14 protein-coding genes and 3 tRNA genes are annotated in these 16,523 nt (G+C 68.4%); 11 read left to right on the forward strand and 6 right to left on the reverse strand.

What is annotated here, in order from left to right; translation table 11 throughout:
• The first annotated feature begins 81 nt into the window (after positions 1–81).
• The 6 genes from WD271_12070 to purQ all read left to right on the forward strand — a co-directional run bounded on the left by WD271_12070 (position 82) and on the right by purQ (position 6,185).
• Positions 82–1,368 (forward strand): adenylosuccinate synthase, encoded by a 1,287-nt coding sequence (locus WD271_12070; protein ID MEX1008568.1) that lies wholly within the window; start codon positions 82–84, stop codon positions 1,366–1,368.
• Positions 1,365–2,627 (forward strand): phosphoribosylamine--glycine ligase, encoded by a 1,263-nt coding sequence (purD, locus tag WD271_12075; GenBank protein ID MEX1008569.1) that lies wholly within the window; start codon positions 1,365–1,367, stop codon positions 2,625–2,627. The genes WD271_12070 and purD overlap by 4 nt, the downstream gene beginning before the upstream one ends.
• A 354-nt stretch (positions 2,628–2,981) precedes the next feature.
• Positions 2,982–4,361 (forward strand): adenylosuccinate lyase, encoded by a 1,380-nt coding sequence (purB, locus tag WD271_12080; GenBank protein ID MEX1008570.1) that lies wholly within the window; start codon positions 2,982–2,984, stop codon positions 4,359–4,361.
• Positions 4,358–5,245: a phosphoribosylaminoimidazolesuccinocarboxamide synthase gene (locus tag WD271_12085; protein ID MEX1008571.1), complete on the forward strand. Its 888-nt coding sequence runs from the start codon at positions 4,358–4,360 to the stop codon at positions 5,243–5,245. Before purB ends, WD271_12085 begins: the two co-directional genes overlap by 4 nt.
• Positions 5,242–5,502, forward strand: coding sequence for a phosphoribosylformylglycinamidine synthase subunit PurS (purS, locus tag WD271_12090; protein ID MEX1008572.1), 261 nt, complete (start codon positions 5,242–5,244; stop codon positions 5,500–5,502). Before WD271_12085 ends, purS begins: the two co-directional genes overlap by 4 nt.
• A 2-nt stretch (positions 5,503–5,504) precedes the next feature.
• Positions 5,505–6,185 (forward strand): phosphoribosylformylglycinamidine synthase subunit PurQ, encoded by a 681-nt coding sequence (gene purQ, locus WD271_12095; protein MEX1008573.1) that lies wholly within the window; start codon positions 5,505–5,507, stop codon positions 6,183–6,185.
• On the opposite strand, the gene WD271_12100 is transcribed toward purQ, so the two are convergent.
• A complete protein-coding gene (locus tag WD271_12100) occupies positions 6,175–6,612 on the reverse strand; it encodes a hypothetical protein (GenBank protein ID MEX1008574.1) in 438 nt (145 codons plus the stop codon). The two genes, purQ and WD271_12100, sit on opposite strands and share 11 nt — an antisense overlap.
• A 163-nt stretch (positions 6,613–6,775) precedes the next feature.
• Between WD271_12100 and purL the strand changes: the two genes are divergently transcribed.
• The 4 genes from purL to WD271_12120 all read left to right on the forward strand — a co-directional run bounded on the left by purL (position 6,776) and on the right by WD271_12120 (position 11,986).
• Positions 6,776–9,121, forward strand: coding sequence for a phosphoribosylformylglycinamidine synthase subunit PurL (purL, locus tag WD271_12105; protein MEX1008575.1), 2,346 nt, complete (start codon positions 6,776–6,778; stop codon positions 9,119–9,121).
• On the forward strand, positions 9,121–10,596 hold the full coding sequence (gene purF / locus WD271_12110; GenBank protein ID MEX1008576.1) for an amidophosphoribosyltransferase: 1,476 nt from the start codon (positions 9,121–9,123) through the stop codon (positions 10,594–10,596). Before purL ends, purF begins: the two co-directional genes overlap by 1 nt.
• Positions 10,597–10,609: 13 nt before the next feature.
• The gene (purM, locus tag WD271_12115; GenBank protein ID MEX1008577.1) at positions 10,610–11,710 is read left to right on the forward strand and encodes a phosphoribosylformylglycinamidine cyclo-ligase; all 1,101 of its coding nucleotides are present in this window, start codon (positions 10,610–10,612) and stop codon (positions 11,708–11,710) included.
• Positions 11,711–11,779: 69 nt separating this feature from the next.
• Positions 11,780–11,986: a BldC family transcriptional regulator gene (locus WD271_12120; protein MEX1008578.1), complete on the forward strand. Its 207-nt coding sequence runs from the start codon at positions 11,780–11,782 to the stop codon at positions 11,984–11,986.
• Between the two features lie 8 nt (positions 11,987–11,994).
• Here the strand turns inward: WD271_12120 and WD271_12125 are convergent, their stop codons facing one another.
• Complete coding sequence (locus WD271_12125; GenBank protein ID MEX1008579.1) at positions 11,995–12,495, reverse strand: cation:proton antiporter; 501 nt, start codon at positions 12,493–12,495, stop codon at positions 11,995–11,997.
• Positions 12,496–12,930: 435 nt separating this feature from the next.
• On the opposite strand from WD271_12125, the gene WD271_12130 reads away from it, so the two are divergent.
• Entirely contained in the window at positions 12,931–14,106 is a 1,176-nt protein-coding gene (locus WD271_12130; protein MEX1008580.1) for an alkaline phosphatase family protein, read from the forward strand.
• Between the two features lie 19 nt (positions 14,107–14,125).
• Here the strand turns inward: WD271_12130 and WD271_12135 are convergent.
• The 4 genes from WD271_12135 to WD271_12150 form a co-directional block, all read right to left on the reverse strand.
• Positions 14,126–14,198: transfer RNA gene (locus WD271_12135), tRNA-Phe, on the reverse strand.
• 23 nt (positions 14,199–14,221) lie between these two features.
• Positions 14,222–14,296: transfer RNA gene (locus tag WD271_12140), tRNA-Asp, on the reverse strand.
• Between the two features lie 24 nt (positions 14,297–14,320).
• A tRNA-Glu gene (locus WD271_12145) sits at positions 14,321–14,393 on the reverse strand.
• Positions 14,379–16,451: an HYR domain-containing protein gene (locus WD271_12150; GenBank protein ID MEX1008581.1), complete on the reverse strand. Its 2,073-nt coding sequence runs from the start codon at positions 16,449–16,451 to the stop codon at positions 14,379–14,381. Before WD271_12150 ends, WD271_12145 begins: the two co-directional genes overlap by 15 nt.
• Between the last annotated feature and the right edge of the window lie 72 nt (positions 16,452–16,523).

The raw sequence follows: 16,523 nt of genomic DNA on the forward strand, positions 1-16,523 counted from the left end.
GCGGAACGGCGCTCCGGTTCCCGGATCGCTCGACTACCCTGCTGTCAACGTGACTGCCGTTGCGTTCGAGGATCAGGTCCGATGCCGGGCACGGTGATCGTCGGCACCCACTGGGGCGACGAAGGCAAGGGCCGCTTTACCGATTATCTCGCCAAGGAGAGCGCGCTCGTCGTGCGCTACCAGGCGGGGCACAACGCCGGCCACACGATCGTCGTCGACGGTGAGGTGTTCAAGCTCCAGCTCGTTCCGAGTGGGATCCTGCACCCCTACGTGACGCCCGTCATCGGCAACGGGGTGGTCGTCGACCCCAAGGTGCTCATTTCCGAGCTCGACATGCTCGCGGCGCGAGGCGTCGACATCAGCCAGCTCAAGCTGTCGGGCAACGCGCACCTGATCATGCCGTACCACCAGGAGCTCGACCGCGTCACCGAACGGTTCCTCGGCAAGAACGCGCTCGGCACCACGAAGCGCGGGATCGGGCCCGCGTACGCCGACAAGGCGCTGCGCGTGGGGCTGCGCGTGCAGGACCTCCTCGACCCCAAGATCTTCAAGCAGAAGCTCGAGCTCGCGTTGCGGGAGAAGAACGGCCTGCTCGCGAAGGTCTACAACCGCCTCCCGATGTCGGCCGACGAGATCTGCGAGCAGTACCTCGGCATGGCGCCGCGCCTCGAGCCGTTCATCACCGATACGGTCCACTTGCTCCACGACGCGATCGACGCCGGGCAGCGCGTGCTCTTCGAGGGCGCGCAGGCAACGTTCCTCGACCTCGACCACGGCACGTACCCCTACGTCACGTCGTCGAACCCGGTTGCAGGCGCGGTGTGCGCGGGTGCGGGAGTGGGACCGCGCGCGATCGACCGCGTTGTCGGCATCGTGAAGGCGTACACCAGCCGAGTCGGGGCCGGGCCGTTCCCCAGCGAGTTGCCGGAAGGCAACGCCGTCGGCGACACGATCGTGGAACGCGGCGGTGAGTACGGCACCAACACGGGTCGGCGGCGGCGCGTCGGCTGGCTCGACGCGGTGATGCTCCGTCACGCGGTACGGCTCAACACGTGCAGCGAGATCGCCATCACGAACCTCGACGTGCTGTCGGGTCTCGACGAGCTCAAGGTGTGCGTCGCCTACCAGGGCGACGACGGCACGCGCTACGAGCACGTCCCGTACCACCAGTCGGTGCTGCACAAGGTCACACCGGTGCTCGAGACGCTGACCGCTTGGGGTTCCGATATCGAGGGCGCGCGTATGATCGACGACCTTCCCGCCGCGGCGCGCGATTACGTCCGCTTCGTGGAGTCGATGGCCGGTGTGCCGGTATCGTTCACCTCCGTCGGCCCCGACCGCGCCCAAACCGTCGTTCTGCCGGCATGAGATTTCTGGTAGTTGGTAACGGCGGGCGTGAGCACGCGCTCGTCTGGGGGTTGCAGCGCTCCGCGAGCGCGACCGAGGTGTTCGCCGCTCCGGGGAATGCGGGTATCGCCGAGTCGGCGCTGTGCTTCCCGGTGAATCCGCTCGATCCGTCCGCGGTCGCGCAGCTTGCCGACGATCTCGGTGTCGACGTGGTGGTGGTCGCTGCCGACCGTCAGCTCGTCAACGGCGTGGCCGACGCCGTGCGCGCACGCGGCATCCTCGCGTTCGGTCCCAACTCCGACGGTGCCCGCCTCGAAGGCTCGAAGACGTGGATGAAGGAGTTGCTCAGTGGGGCGGGCGTGCCAACGGCGCGTTACGGGTCCTTCGACGACGAGGCGCGCGCGGTCGCGTTTCTCGACTCACTTGCTCCGCCCTACGTGGTGAAAGCCGATGGCCTTGCCGAGGGCAAAGGCGTGCTCGTCACCGAATCGCGCTCCGACGCGCACGACGCGGTGCGCGCCTATCTCTCGGGCGAGGCCTTCGGCGACGCGGGCCGTACGCTCGTCATCGAAGAGGGACTCACCGGCCCGGAGATCTCGTTGCTCGTGATCTGCAACGGCGATCCCGACGCGGCGCGCCCGCTCGCGCCCGCACAAGACTTCAAACGCATCGGAGAGGGCGACACCGGCCCGAACACCGGAGGGATGGGTGCGTACTCACCGGTGCCGGTCGCACCGCAGCCAGTGGTCGACGACGTGATGGAGCGAGCGGTGCTGCCAACACTCGGCCAACTCGCGTCGCGCGGCATCGACTACCGCGGCGTGCTCTATGCACAGATGATGCTCACCGCCGACGGTCCCAAGGTCATCGAGTACAACGTGCGCTTCGGCGATCCGGAAGCGCAGGCGCTCATGCCGCGATTCTCCGGCGACTTCGCGGATCTCGTGCACCGCGCGGCAGCAGGCCTTGGCGAGCTGGACTCCAAGTCGGTCGACGATGCGTGCGTCGCGGTCGCGCTCGCCTGCGAGGGGTACCCGGTATCTCCGCGCACCGGAGACGTCATCAGCGGTCTCGACGACGAGGCTGTGAAATCAGTCACGGTGTTCCACGCGGGTACCAAGCGCGAAGGTGACGAGTTCGTGACCGCGGGCGGGCGGGTGCTCTACGTCAGCGCCTTGGGCGCCACGATCAGTGAGGCGCGCGGACGGGCCTACGTGGCGGCTGAGAAGATCCGGTGGCCGGGCGTGTACTACCGCCGCGACATCGCCGCGGACGCGTAGTGCCCCCTTACCGCACCCGACGGCGGGCGCGAACTCCACCGATCACCAGGGAGCACGGGATGCAGCGCAGCGGCCCGTTGTCGCGGGGTGGGGGCACCAGGCACTGGGCGCACCAGGGTTGGCCGCACTCCTCGCACTGCGCAACCGCGTGCTCGGTCCAGTGCTTCGTGCAGTTCGACACCCCAGCCATCCTCCTGGCCCGGTCGACTCCGCTTCGGCGTCCGGGCTCCGCCCACGCCTCCGCTTCGTCTCCTCTGGCCCCTCGTCGCCCGCGACCGTCTCTCCCTGCCCAAGTGCAACAGACGGCCCACGCTCTACCGGGCTCGTAGAGTGTCGGCAGGAGGAAGGGTCCCCTTGATAGACCGCTATGCGCCCCCCGAGATCGCCGATCTCTTCACCGACGAGGCCCGCTTCCGCACATGGCTGGAGGTGGAGATCCTCGCCTGCGAGGCCTGGGCCAAGCTCGGGGTGGTCCCGCCCGCCGACGTCGCCGCCATCCGCGAGCGGGCCGATTTCGATCTCGAGGCGATCCGGGCCCGCGAGGCGGTCACCGATCACGAGACCGCGGCGTTCGTCGACGTGGTGCAGGAGCGCATCGGTGGGCCGGCCGCGAAATGGCTGCACTACGGCCTCACGTCGTACGACGTCGTCGACACTGCGATGGCCGTCACGCTCGTACGCGCGTGCGATCTCATTCTCGGCGCGGTCGACCAGCTCGAAGGCGCGATCGTGGCGCGCGCACGCGAACACCGCGACACCCCGATGGCGGGACGTACGCACGGTATCCATGCCGAGCCGATCACGTTCGGGAGCAAGCTCGCGCTCTGGGCATTGCAGCTCCGCCGCGACCGTGTCCGCCTCGAACGTGCACGTGAGTCGGTTGCCGTCGGCAAGGTGTCGGGTGCGGTGGGTTCGTACTCGAACGTCGACCCGCAGGTCGAGGCGTATGTGTGCGAGCAGCTTGGGCTCCGACCCGCGCCGTCCACGCAGGTGATCGCGCGCGATCGTCACGCCGAACTGCTCTACGCGTGCGCCTCGCTCGGCGCGTCGATCGAGTCGTTCGCTCTCGAAGTGCGGCATCTCCAGCGCACCGAGGTCGGCGAGGCCCAGGAACCGTTTGCCACGGGCGCGCAGAAGGGTTCGAGCGCGATGCCGCACAAGCGCAACCCGTGGCGCTCCGAGCAGCTCTGCGGCCTCGCGCGAGTTCTCCGGGGCAACGTGCAGGCTGGGCTCGAGAACGTCGCGCTGTGGCACGAGCGCGACATGTCGCACTCGTCGGTCGAACGCATCGTGCTCACCGACTCGTTGATCCTCGCCTACTACATGACCGGCCGGTTCCGCGGCATCGTCGAAGGTCTCGTCGTGCACCCGGAGCGGATGCGCGAGAACCTCGACGCGTCGCACGGCCTCGTGTTCAGCGAAGCCGTGCTCCTTGCTCTGGTGGAGTCGGGTCTCGCGCGCGACGACGCGTACCGCTTGGTGCAGCAGGCTGCAACGCGCACGTGGGAACAGCGGCGCCCGTTCCGCGGGGTACTCGCGGAAGATTCGGAGATCACCGCGCACCTTTCAGCCGAGCGGCTCGACGACTGTTTCGACTTGCGTCGCGCGGTCGCGCACGCAACCCGCGCGGTCGACGCACTCGACGAGATGGAGGAGACGCAGCGGAGGCGTGGGCGGACGCCCGGGACGCCGGAGCGGAGTCGACCCGACATGGAGGAGGCCACCGACTCGTGAGCCATGTCGCGCTGCCCCATCACTACACGGGGAAGGTTCGCGAGCTCTACGAGGTCGGGTACGACCGCATGCTGGTGGTCGCGTCCGATCGCATCTCGGTGTTCGACGTGGTGCTCGGCGACACGATCCCCGACAAGGGCCGAGTGCTCACGGGGCTCTCGGCGTTCTGGTTCGACACAACCGCGTCGATCGTGCCGAACCACCTCGTGTCGGCCGACCCCACGGACTTTCCGGAGACCGCCGGCCCGGATGTCGCGGGCCGGGCCATGCTCGTGCGCGCGGCGCGCCCGGTGCGGATCGAATGTGTCGCGCGCGGCTACCTGTTCGGATCGGCATGGCAGGATTATCAGCAGACAGGCTCCGTGCAGGGGCGCGCGATCCCGGCCGGTCTCGCTCGAGCCGAACGGTTGCCTACGCCGATCTTCACACCAACCACGAAGGCCGAGGAAGGTCACGACCTGCCGCTCTCCGACGCCGACGCTGCCGCGCTCGTGGGCGACGAGCGGTTCGAGCAGCTCCGCGACCTCACGTTGCGCGTGTACGAGTTCGGCGCGGAGCTCGCGGCGTCACGCGGGTTGATCCTCGCCGATACCAAGCTCGAGTTCGGCACCATCGACGACCAGCTGCTCGTGATCGACGAGATGCTCACCCCGGATTCGTCCCGCTACTGGCCGGCCGATGAGTACACAGTGGGTGGCTCGCCTCCTTCGTTCGACAAGCAGTACGTGCGCGATTACTACCTCTCGATCGGGTGGAAGCGCGAGCCACCGGCGCCGCCACTGCCTGCAGCCGTGATCGAAGCGACGCGCTCGAAGTACGTGGAGGCCTACGAGCTCGTCACCGGCGTCAGCTTCGACGAGTGGCACGGAGCAGAGCAGTCATGAGATTCGAGGCCCGCATCGACGTCGCCCACCTCCCCGGTGTGCTCGACCCGCAGGGCGCAACGGTCGAGCGGGCGTTGCCGGCCCTCGGGTACACCAACGTGAGTGAGGTGACGATCGCGAAGACGATCCGGCTGGTGCTCGACGCGCCGTCCGTCGACGCCGCACAGGAGCAGGTCGACGAGATGTGCAAGCGACTGCTCGCGAACCCGGTGATCGAGCAGTACACGATCGCGATCACCAAGTTGGTATCGGTATGAGTGTGCGGGTCGGAGTCGTGCTCTTTCCCGGTACCAACTGCGAGCTCGACGTTGCCTGGGCCGTCGAGCAGCTCGGCGGGGAGGCGGACATGCTCTGGCACGCCGACGCGACCGTCCGCGGAGTCGACGCCGTCGTCGTGCCCGGCGGGTTCGCGCACGGCGACTACCTGCGAACCGGTGCCATCGCGCGGTTCTCGCCGGTGATGGACGCGGTCACGGAGTTCGCCGCCGCCGGTGGCCCGGTCGTCGGCATCTGCAACGGGTTCCAGGTGCTCACCGAAGCAGGGCTGCTGCCGGGCGCGCTCCAGAAGAACGTCGGGCTCACGTTCCTGTGCGAGACGGTGGAGCTCCGCGTGGAGACCAGCGCGTCGGTGCTCACCGGGCTGGCCGCGCCGGGCGACGTGCTCCGCGTGCCGATCAACCACTTCGAGGGCAACTACGTGTGCGACCCCGACACGCTCCGCCGTCTGCGTGAAGAAGACCGCGTGGTGTTCCGCTACGTGCGCAATCCCAACGGCAGCCTCGACGACATCGCCGGGATTGCCAACGAGGGCGGCAACGTCGTCGGCCTCATGCCGCATCCCGAGCGCGCCAGCAGCGCGCTCATCGGCTCCGACGACGGTTTGGTGTTGCTGCGTTCGCTGCTCACAGCGGCCTCTGACACTCGCGCCCTCAGCGCGTGATGCCGGCCTTCTTGAGCGTGTCGGCCGACACGCCGAGCTGTCGCCACGCGGCGTAGGAGATCCCCTTGCGCTCCGAGTACTTGCGGGCAGTCCGCACGAACGAATCCTCGAGGGCTGAGAGGTCGACCTTGGCGCCGAGCTGCGCGAGCTCGCCCTCGAGGTCCATACGCTCCTGGATCAGCTGGAGCCGCTGGAGTGCCGACGCGTTGGCGAGTTGGGCGGCGATCGCCGACAGGCGCTTCTTGATCGATTCCGGCGTGCGCTTGCGACCACGCCGGGGACGGTTCTTTTCGAGTGCTTCGAGGTAGACCTTCACGGCCCTGCCTTCGGCGCGGCCCTGTGCGAGGGCGGCCTTGTGTTCCGCGGTCATCTTGCGCGCCGGCTCCGTGCCTGAACGGAGAGTCGGCTTTGTGGTGCTCTTCGTCATGTTCTGCTCCCACGAATACGCCAATGAATGCGAATGTTCCCTGCCTGATCTTTCACGGTATCAGGGCCGACCCGAATCTCGGCAATTCGTTGGAATCAGGTTCTGACAAAGCGGAAATGCCGCCCGCGATTAGCATGCGCCGTCTCCATTTCTGTAGGCGGCGATGACCACCACCGAGCCCCAACACCTGAAACCCCAACACCTGAGACTTGGTCTCACCGACGACGAGCTCTCCGAGATCGTCGGCTTGATCGGGAGGGAACCCACCGAGGTCGAGCTCGCGATGTACGCGGTGATGTGGTCGGAGCACTGCTCGTACAAGTCGTCGATCGTCTACCGGCGCCGCTTCCCGACCACCGCGCCGTGGGTGCTCGTCGGCCCCGGTGAAGGCGCAGGTGTGATCGACGTGGGCGATGGCCTGGCCGTGGCGCTGCGGATCGAGAGCCACAACCACCCGTCCGCGGTCGAGCCGTACGAAGGCGCGGCCACCGGCGTCGGCGGGATCATCCGCGACGTCTTCTCGATGGGCGCTCGCCCCATTGCCCTCATGGACCCGCTGCGCTTCGGGCCGCTCGACGACGCACGCACCCGCTATCTCTTCGAACGGGTCGTGGCCGGCATCAGCGGCTACGGCAACGCCGTGGGTGTACCCACGGTGGGCGGCGAGGTGGTGTTCGACGACTGCTACCGCGACAACCCGCTCGTCAACGTGCTGTGCCTCGGGTTGCTCCCCCGTGAGCGCCTCGTGCTCGCGAAGGCCGAAGGTGAGGGGAACCTGGCGGTTCTGATCGGGTCGTCCACAGGGCGCGACGGCATCGGCGGCGCGAGCGTGTTGGCGTCGGCCGGGTTCGAGGTCGGGTCGGAGGCCAAGCGCCCTTCGGTGCAGGTCGGCGACCCGTTCGAGGAGAAGCGGCTCATCGAGGCCACTCTCGAGTTGCTCGACGCAGGCCTCGCGGTCGGGGTGCAGGATCTCGGTGCCGCGGGCATCTCGTGCGCGGCGTCGGAGACCGCGGCCAAGACCGGCGCGGGGATGGACGTCGACATCGCGCGCGTCGCGAAGCGGGAGCCGGGCATGAACCCGGTCGAGGTGATGACGTCGGAGAGCCAGGAGCGCATGCTCGCGATCGTCACGCCGTCGAACCTCGACGCGGTGCTCGGCCTGTGCAAGCGATGGGAGGTTCGCGCGACCGTCATCGGGCGCGTCACCGACACCGCGCGCTTCCGCGTGTACGACGGCCTGTTCGACGCGCTCGGTGTGCCCGGTGGGAATCCCACACCCCCGCGCGGCGACGCCCCGCCGGAGATTTCCTCGGATCGCGAGCCCATCGCCGACGTGCCGGTCGCGAGCCTCGGCGACGGCCCGGTGTACCGCCGGCCGCTCGCACCACCGGGCGACCTCGCGGCCCGTCAGGCGGCCGATCCCGCGCCCGAGCTCGCGAAGCGCGTTCCCGAGGGCACCGACCTCTCCACCGAGCTGCTCGCCCTGCTGGGGATGCCGACGATCGCGGACAAGTCGTGGGTGTACCGGCAGTACGACCATCAGCTGTTCTTGAACACCGTCGTGGGTCCGGGCGCGGATGCCACCGTGCTCCGGCTGAAGGGCACGAACCGGGGGCTCGCGCTCACCACTGACGGCAACGCGCGTTTCTGCGCGCTCGATCCGAGAACGGGTGCGCGACTCGCCGTGATCGAGGCCGCCCGCAACCTCGCGTGTGTCGGGGCCGAGCCACGCGCGCTCGTGAACTGCCTCAACTTCGGCAACCCCGAGCACGAGGAGGTGATGTGGCAGTTTGCCGAGGTCACCGAGGGAATGAGCGAGGCGTGTGAGGCACTCGGCATCCCCGTGATCGGCGGCAACGTGAGCTTCTACAACGAATCGCGCGGGCGCGACATCGATCCCACGCCGGTCGTCGGTCTCGTCGGCGTCGTGCACGGGCTCGACGCGGTGCCACCCCCACCCGCGCTGCACGCCGGATCGCGCATCGTCGTGCTCGGTGACACCCGCGCGGAGCTGGGGGGGTCGGAATGGGCGGGCCGTCACGCACTGCGCGACGGCGTTCCCCCCGTCGCCGACCTCGCCGCGGCGGTCGTGCTCCACGAGTTGGTCGCCGCGCTGGTGCGCGACCACACCGTCGACGGCGTGCACGACTGCTCCGAAGGAGGGCTCGCGGTCGCGCTGGCCGAAATGGCGATCGCGGGCGAGTGTGGCGCAGAGGTGACCCTCGCAACCGATCTGGTCCCCGCGCTCGCGTGGTTCTCCGAGTCGGCGTCGCGGGTGGTGCTGTCGGCCGGTACGGACCGGATCGGCGAGGTGCTCGGCCGTGCCAGGAGTGCGGGCGTTCCTGCTGCCGACATCGGAATCGCGGAGGGCGACCGCCTGATCTCCCCTGATTTCGACGTCGCGCTCGCCGATGCCACTGACGCATGGCGCAACGCAATCCCTCGCGCACTCGGACGCATCGACCAGCTCACTCCACCGATGCCGCCATCCGCGATACTGGAGCAGTAATGGATCCGGGATACGGGCACGCCTGCGGGGTATTCGGCGTCTACACGCCGGGTCAGGCCGTCGCGCAGATCACCTATCACGGCCTGTACGCGCTCCAACACCGGGGTCAGGAGTCGGCCGGGATCGCCGTGAGCGACGGGCAGACCATCACCGTCGTGAAAGACATGGGCCTCGTCACGCAGGTCTTCGACGAGCACAACCTGGCGCCGCTCGACGGCCACCTCGCGATCGGGCACGTGCGCTACTCCACCACCGGTTCGAGTACCTGGCGCAACGCGCAACCCGTCTACCGCGAGATTGGTGACGCCGGCTTCGCGCTCGGACACAACGGCAACCTCACGAACACCGCGGTGTTGGCCGAGCAGCTGGGGATGCTCCCGGGAATGCTCACCGCCGATAGCCGCCTCGATTCCACCACCGACTCGGCACTCGTAGCGGAGCTCATCGCCACCGAGTGGCCTTCGGAGCCGCGTTCGGACGGTCGCGACCTCGAGCTCGCGCTCGAGCGTGTCCTCCCGCGCTTGGAAGGTGGCTTCTCGTTCGTGATGATGGACGACGCCCACCTCATCGGTGTGCGCGACCGTCATGGCATCTGGCCGCTCGTACTCGGCCGGCTCGGTGATGCCGGCTGGGTGCTCGCGAGCGAGACGCGCGCGCTCGACATCGTGGGCGCGCACTTCGTGCGCGAGGTGGAGCCGGGCGAAGTGCTCATCGTCGACGCCACCGGCCTGCACTCGCGCCGGTTCGCCGACCCCGATCCCAAGCTCTGCCTGTTCGAGTTCGTGTACTTCGCCGGACCCGACACCATGCTGTACGGCCGCAACGTGCACGCCGCTCGCCAGCGCATGGGCGAGGAGCTGGCGCGCCAATCGCCGGTTCCGGCCGACATGGTGATGCCGGTTCCGGAGTCGGGCATTCCCGCCGCGCAGGGCTTCGCGCGCGCCGCCGGCATTCCGTACGGCGACGGCCTGGTCCGCAATCGCTACGTCGGGCGTACCTTCATCCAGCCCAACCAGCAAGCGCGCGACGAGATGGTGCGGCTCAAGTTCAACCCGCTCTCCGAGAACATCCGTGGGAAGCGCCTCGTCGTCGTCGAGGATTCGATCGTGCGCGGCACCACCACCCGGCAACTCGTCGCCATGCTGCGCGAGGCCGGCGCGGCCGAGGTGCACTTCCGCGTGTCGTCGCCGCCGTACCGCTGGCCGTGCTTCTACGGCCTCGATACCGGTCGCCAGTCCGAGCTGCTCGCAGCCGACCTCTCGGTCGGCGAGATTCGCGACTTCCTCGGCGTCGACTCACTGGCGTACCTCGACCTCGACCGGCTCGTCGCCGCCACCGGCGCGTCGCCTACCTCGTTCTGTACCGCGTGCCTGTCGGGCACCTACCCGGTTCCAATCCCCGAGTTCCCGACTGTGGACTCCAAGCTCGTCCTCGAGCTGGAACCCGAACCCCGCTCCACGCTCGCCGATCGATGACACGCGTGGCCGCGTGAGCGGCAGGGGAGCGAGCGACCACGAGCCGGGTATCCCGGCTCGTAGCGAGCGAGCCGAGAGTCAGGAGCCGCTCACGTACGCGGATGCGGGCGTCGACATCGGAGCCGGCGAGCGCGCGGTCGAGCTCATCAAAGGGCACGTGCGTTCCACGCTGCGGCCGGAAGTGGTCGGCGACATCGGCGGTTTCGGCGGGCTCTTCGCGTACGAGCCACGCGGGATCCGCGACCCGATCCTCGTGTCGTCGACCGACGGCGTCGGCACCAAAACGCTGATCGCGCGGCTCATGGCGAAGTACGACACGATCGGTATCGACCTCGTCGCAGGTTGCGTCGACGACATCGCGGTGCAGGGCGCGGAACCGCTGTTCTTCCTCGACTACATCTCGATCGGCAAGGTGGTCGAGCAGATCGTCGCCGACATCGTGGCGGGTGTCGCGCACGGGTGCCGCACCGCGGGGTGCGCGCTGCTCGGCGGGGAGATGTCGGAGCACGACATCATGGAACCGGGCGAGTTCGACCTCGTCGGGTTCGCGGTCGGCGTGGTCGAGCGTGGTCGGATCCTGCCGTCCGGTGTGCGGCCGGGCGACGTCATCGTCGGCATGGCGAGCCCGGGGCTGCGCCAGAACGGCTACACGCTGGCCCGCAAGGCGCTGCTCGAGCGGGCCGGCCGTCGCCTCGACGAACCCGCGTGGAAGGGGGCGCACCACTCGCTCGGCGACGAGTTGCTCCGCCCGAGCGTGATCTACTCGCCGGCGATGCGAAAGCTGCGCGAGCGGGTCCCGGTCCACGCGTTCGCGCACGTCACCGGAGGCGGGATCCCGGCGAATCTCGCGCGTGTCCTGCCGCAACACTGTGACGCGCGCGTCGCGCGCGGAACGTGGGACGAGCCGCGCATCTTCGCCGAGGTGCAGCGCGCCGGGAATGTCGCGGACTCGGAAATGGAGCACGTGTTCAATCTCGGCCTGGGCATGCTCGCCGCGGTTGCTGCGAACGACCGATTGGATACGCTGGACCTCATACGTTCGGCCGGGCACGATGCGTGGCTCGTCGGGGAGATTGTGGAGGGTCGGGGGCGGGTAACGATCACACCTCCATAGCTCCGACACCGGACGGAAGCTGATAACCTGCACATTCGGGACTGTTCCCCCAAAACCCAGGAGTTCCACATGGCGCAGAACGATGCTCCGGAACCTGAGCAGTTGCTGACGCCCTCCGAGGTCGCTGCCATGTTCCGGGTGAACCCCAAGACCGTCACGCGCTGGGCGCGGGCGGGCAAGATCTCCGCCATCCGCACCCTCGGCGGACACCGGCGCTTTCGCGCATCGGAGATCCGCAAGTTCCTCGACCAGGTCGACGAGTCCACCGAGCTCTGACTGCCGTTCTACGCGGGTCGCTTCCCCAGGGATCGAGTGCGCAGGTCGGCGGTCTCGCGGTGTTCGGGCCGCTGTCGATGGAGCTCCGCGGCGTGTTTCCCGTCGGCCGGGTCGAGGCTGTCGACCGCGATGAGGACGAACACGACCGACGCCAGCCCGCGAGGGCCGAACCAGCCGACGAACGCGACCGTGGCGCGGTCGACCCCGGTGCCCGCGAGCGCAATTGCGACCGGAACCATGCGCACCACGGTCAACGCGAGCACCGCGAACACGACGTCCTGCCACACGAGATGCACGAACGCGGGCACGGTCATTGTGGCGCCGAACAGCAGCCAGACGAGCAGCGAGAGGAGCTCGCCCGCGTCGTCGGTGAAGCCGAGCGTGAGCGGGTCGTCGCCGGGCATGATGCTCCCGAACGCCATGCCGCCGACGAACGCGGCCACGAAGCGGTTCGCGCCGGCTTCGATTGCCGAAGCGCCGCGCTCAGACCGCGCCTCTTGCCGTGCCATCGCGACGCGCAAGCGTTCCTCGGGGGTGATGAGGTGGTCGTTGTCGTCGGTGCCGGCGTCGAGCTGCCCAGTTGATGGTTCCCTTGAACCGGCTGTCCTCGGACGTGTAGTCGTCGCGGACGCAACCGATTGAACTCGAGGCCCTGCTGCACGGACCACCGAACGCGCTCGCGGCCCCGAACCCCGCGTCGTCGGGCAGCACGATCAACACGTTCGGCGCGCCGGCCGGCGGGCGCAGCGGTTCGATCGGCGGGAACGCCGTATCGGGATCCTTCGCGCCGTATGTGGTGAGGCCCATGTGCGCGCGCTGCGGGATCGGCAGCGCGCTGCGCTGCAACTCATCGTGGTCGGGCGTAATGTTTCCTCCGCCGTCGTGTGCGCCGGTATCCCGGCTCGCAGCGTTGGACCCTACAGCGACGAGGAGAGGGAACTCAGATGATCGAGTCTGCGCGACGGAGCGGCCACCGCGCCTCGGGGTCGTCCGTTGCCGGGCTCGCACTGTTGGCGCTGGCCGTCGGTGTCTGGGGGTTCGTGGCTCCCTCGGTATCCTCGGCCGCCACGACGACGAAGCCGCCGGCGATCAAGCACGTTTTCTTGATCAATCTCGAGAACAAGAGCTTCGACGAGACCTGGGGCGCGAGCTCGCCGGCTCCGTACCTCAGCCAGACCCTCGTGGCCAAAGGCCAGTTCCTCAGCCAGTACTTCGCGATCGGCCACGTGAGCCTCGACAACTACATCGCGCAGATCAGCGGTCAGGGGCCGAACAAGCAGACGCAACTCGACTGCTCGACCTACACCGACTTCGTGAGCACCGGCATGGGCGCTCTCGGTCAGGTGTTGGGCGACGGCTGCGTGTACCCGACGTCGGTGAAGACGATCGCCGATCAGCTCACGGCGAAGAAGCTCACGTGGAAGGGCTACATGGAGGACATGGGAAACTCGCCGACCGAGCCGAAGACGTGCCGCCACCCCGAGATCGGTGCCAAGGACACCACGCTGGTTGCCAAGGCCGATGACGGGTACGCGACCCGGCACAACCCGTTCGTGTACTTCCATTCGATCATCGACTCCCCGATCTGCAACACGAACGTCGTCCCGCTCGACCGGTTCGAAGCCGATCTCGCGTCGGTGAAGACAACCCCGAATTTCTCGATGATCACGCCGAACCTGTGCAACGACGGCCACGACGCGACCTGCCCCGGCGGCATTCTTGGCGGGCTCGTCGCGTCGAATGCCTGGCTGGAGCAGTGGGTGCCGAAGATCCTCGCGTCGCCGGCGTTCAAGAAAGACGGTCTTCTCATCGTGACGTTCGACGAAGCCGAGTTCATAGGCGCGAGCGCCGACGCGACGTCGTGCTGCAACGCACCGAAGCCCCCGAACGTCGAGAACGCCAGCGCGATCCCGCCGGGTCCCGGTGGCGGACGGGTAGGTGCGGTACTGGTGTCGCCGTTCATCAAGCCGGGATCCACCAACGACACGCCCTACAACCATTACGGGTTGCTGTGCAGCATGGAAGACGTGTTCGGCCTGAAGCACCTCGGTTACGCGGGTCAACCAGGCCTCACCTGCTTCGGCGCCGACGTCTACAAGAAGGCGTCGACCAAGAAGTAGCGAGCCGATGCTGGAAGTGTGGCCGGGACCGGCGTCGATCCGGTGACCCCGCGCTTTTCAGGCGCGTGCTCTGCCGACTGAGCTACCCGGCCGTGTGAGAGCCGAAGCTCCCTCGCGGTCCTGACGGGATTTGAACCCGCGACCTCCGCCTTGACAGGGCGGCGTGCACTCCAAACTGCACTACAGGACCAGATCACGATCACGTTCGATCGCGTGCCCCCAGGGGAGTTCGAATCCCCGTTACCGCCTTGAAAGGGCGGCGTCCTAGGCCACTAGACGATGGGGGCTCGGCTTCCCCTGAGGCAGGGCATCGTAGCAGTGCCGTCAGCCCACATCTGATGGGATCTGCGCCTCGCAGTGGCGGTGCCGGGCGCACCGACGTCGGTCGGCGTGGGGCTCCGGGGGGGCGGCGGGGCTCTGGGGCGGTGGGGGCGGCGCGGCGGGGGGGCGCCGCCGGCCACCAGGATGAGACCGAGCGCGAGGGCCAGCATGCCGGCGATCTGGAGCATCGAGCCCGAGCCGGTGAACGCGAGCGACGACGCCGCCGGCCTCGCAGCCGTCGCAGCGAGGACGCTGGGTGGGGCGGCTGCCGGGGGCGTGTAGTTGACGATGACCTTGAACGTGGCGCTGGCGGTGTTGTTCGCCGCGTCGGTCGCCGTGCACAACACGTCGGTCGTCCCCACCTTGAACAACGAACCCGACGCAGGTCCGCAGTCGACGACCATCGCCTGGGAGTCGACGGACTCCGCGGCCGCGACCGCCGCCGGGGCGGACCCGCCATCGGTGGCCGTCGGCGGCGTGTAGTCGACGTTCGCGCCGTTCGCGTCGTTCGCGATGGCGATGATGTCGGCGGGCACGTTCTCGAGCGTCGGCGGGGTCGTGTCCTGCGCGACGACGACGTTGAACGTCGCGGTCGACTCGTTGGCGAAGTCGTCGGTGGCCGTGCACGTCACGACGGTCGTGCCCAGAGAGAAGGTCGAGCCCGAGACGGGTGCACACGCGACGGTCGGGGTCGCGTCGACGACGTCGGTCGCGGTGGGCGACGGGTAGGTGACGATCGCACCGTCGGGACCGGTTGCCTCCTTGGTAATGTCGGCGGGCACGTTCTGGAGCGTCGGTGGCGTCGTGTCCTGGACCTTGACCGGGAACTCCTTCGCGGAGGCGTTGTTCGAGTCGTCGGTCGCGTCGCACGTGACGGTGATGTCGGTACCGACCGGGAGCAGACCGGGCGTGACCACCAGGGCGCTCGCCTTGTCCTTGCAGACCAGGGTGGGGGTCGAGTCGACGAGGTCGGCGGCGCTCCAATTCACGGTCGCGCCGGTCGGGCCGGTGGCCTCGACCGGGACCGGGGGTGGAGTGATCACCGGCGGGGTCGTGTCGACCACGGTCACGTCGATGTTCAGCGGTACCGACTCGTTCCCGCTCGCGTCCTTACCCGTGCAACTCGCGGAGGTCGGGCCGCCGAGCGGGAAGAACGAAGGGGTGCAGGAGACCGTCGGGTTGGGATCGACGACGTCGGTGACGGTCGCGCCGAGGGCCGCTGCGGTGGCGTTGGCGCCGCCGGTCGTGTTGCCCTCGACCTGCTTGTTGCTCGGGAGGGTCAGGGTCGGTGCTGTCGTGTCGACGACCTTCATGGTGAACGAGGCGCTCGTCTCGAGGCCGCCGGAGTCGGTGACCGAGCAGGTCACCAACGTGTCACCCAGTGGGTAGGAGGCGCCGAGCGGGTCCTTGTTGCAGGTCGGCGACGGGAGGACCGGGTCCTTCAGCTTGTCGTCTTCCTTGTCCTTCGCCGTGATGGTGTAGATGACGCCCGACACGCCGGTCGGGCCGGTGGCCTCGATCGTCTGGATGCCGTCGTGTCCGTCGGGCGGGTACGCCACCTTCAAGTCGTCGTAGCTGAGCGTGGGGGCGGTGTTCGGGGGCACGGTGATGGTGACGGTGACGCTCTTGGTGCCCGACGACGCGACGATGTCGTAGTCGTTCGGGGTCTTCGACTTCACGTTGAAGGCCTTGCCGAACTTCTTGCAGTCGGTGAAGGTGATGTCGGGCGGGTTGACCGCGCTCACTCCCGCGGGAAGGGTCGCGTTCCAACTCACCGTGAGTGCGGCGGGGATCGCGAGGTGCACGATGCTGGGGCTGGCAACCGTTGTTTCACACGTGCCGACTTTTTTGATCTCGACGTCGAAGTCTTTGGGCCCGCCCCACTCGACGGGCCCGCCGCCGGCCTTGAGGTCGAGCGTGTCGTCGCCGATGACGGCCGTCGCGGGTCCGGTGGCCACGGCCGCGGACAGCCCGACGAGCAACCCCAAAAGGCCGACCACCGCGGGCCGACCGACGCGTCCCAAGCTTCATGATCCGTCCGACCTCCGCGTAGCCTCCGACCGCTCGGCGCTACCGTAATACAGCGGCCCGGGACG

The organism is Acidimicrobiia bacterium (genome assembly GCA_040880805.1).
Taxonomy (GTDB): Bacteria; Actinomycetota; Acidimicrobiia; order IMCC26256; family DASPTH01; genus DASPTH01.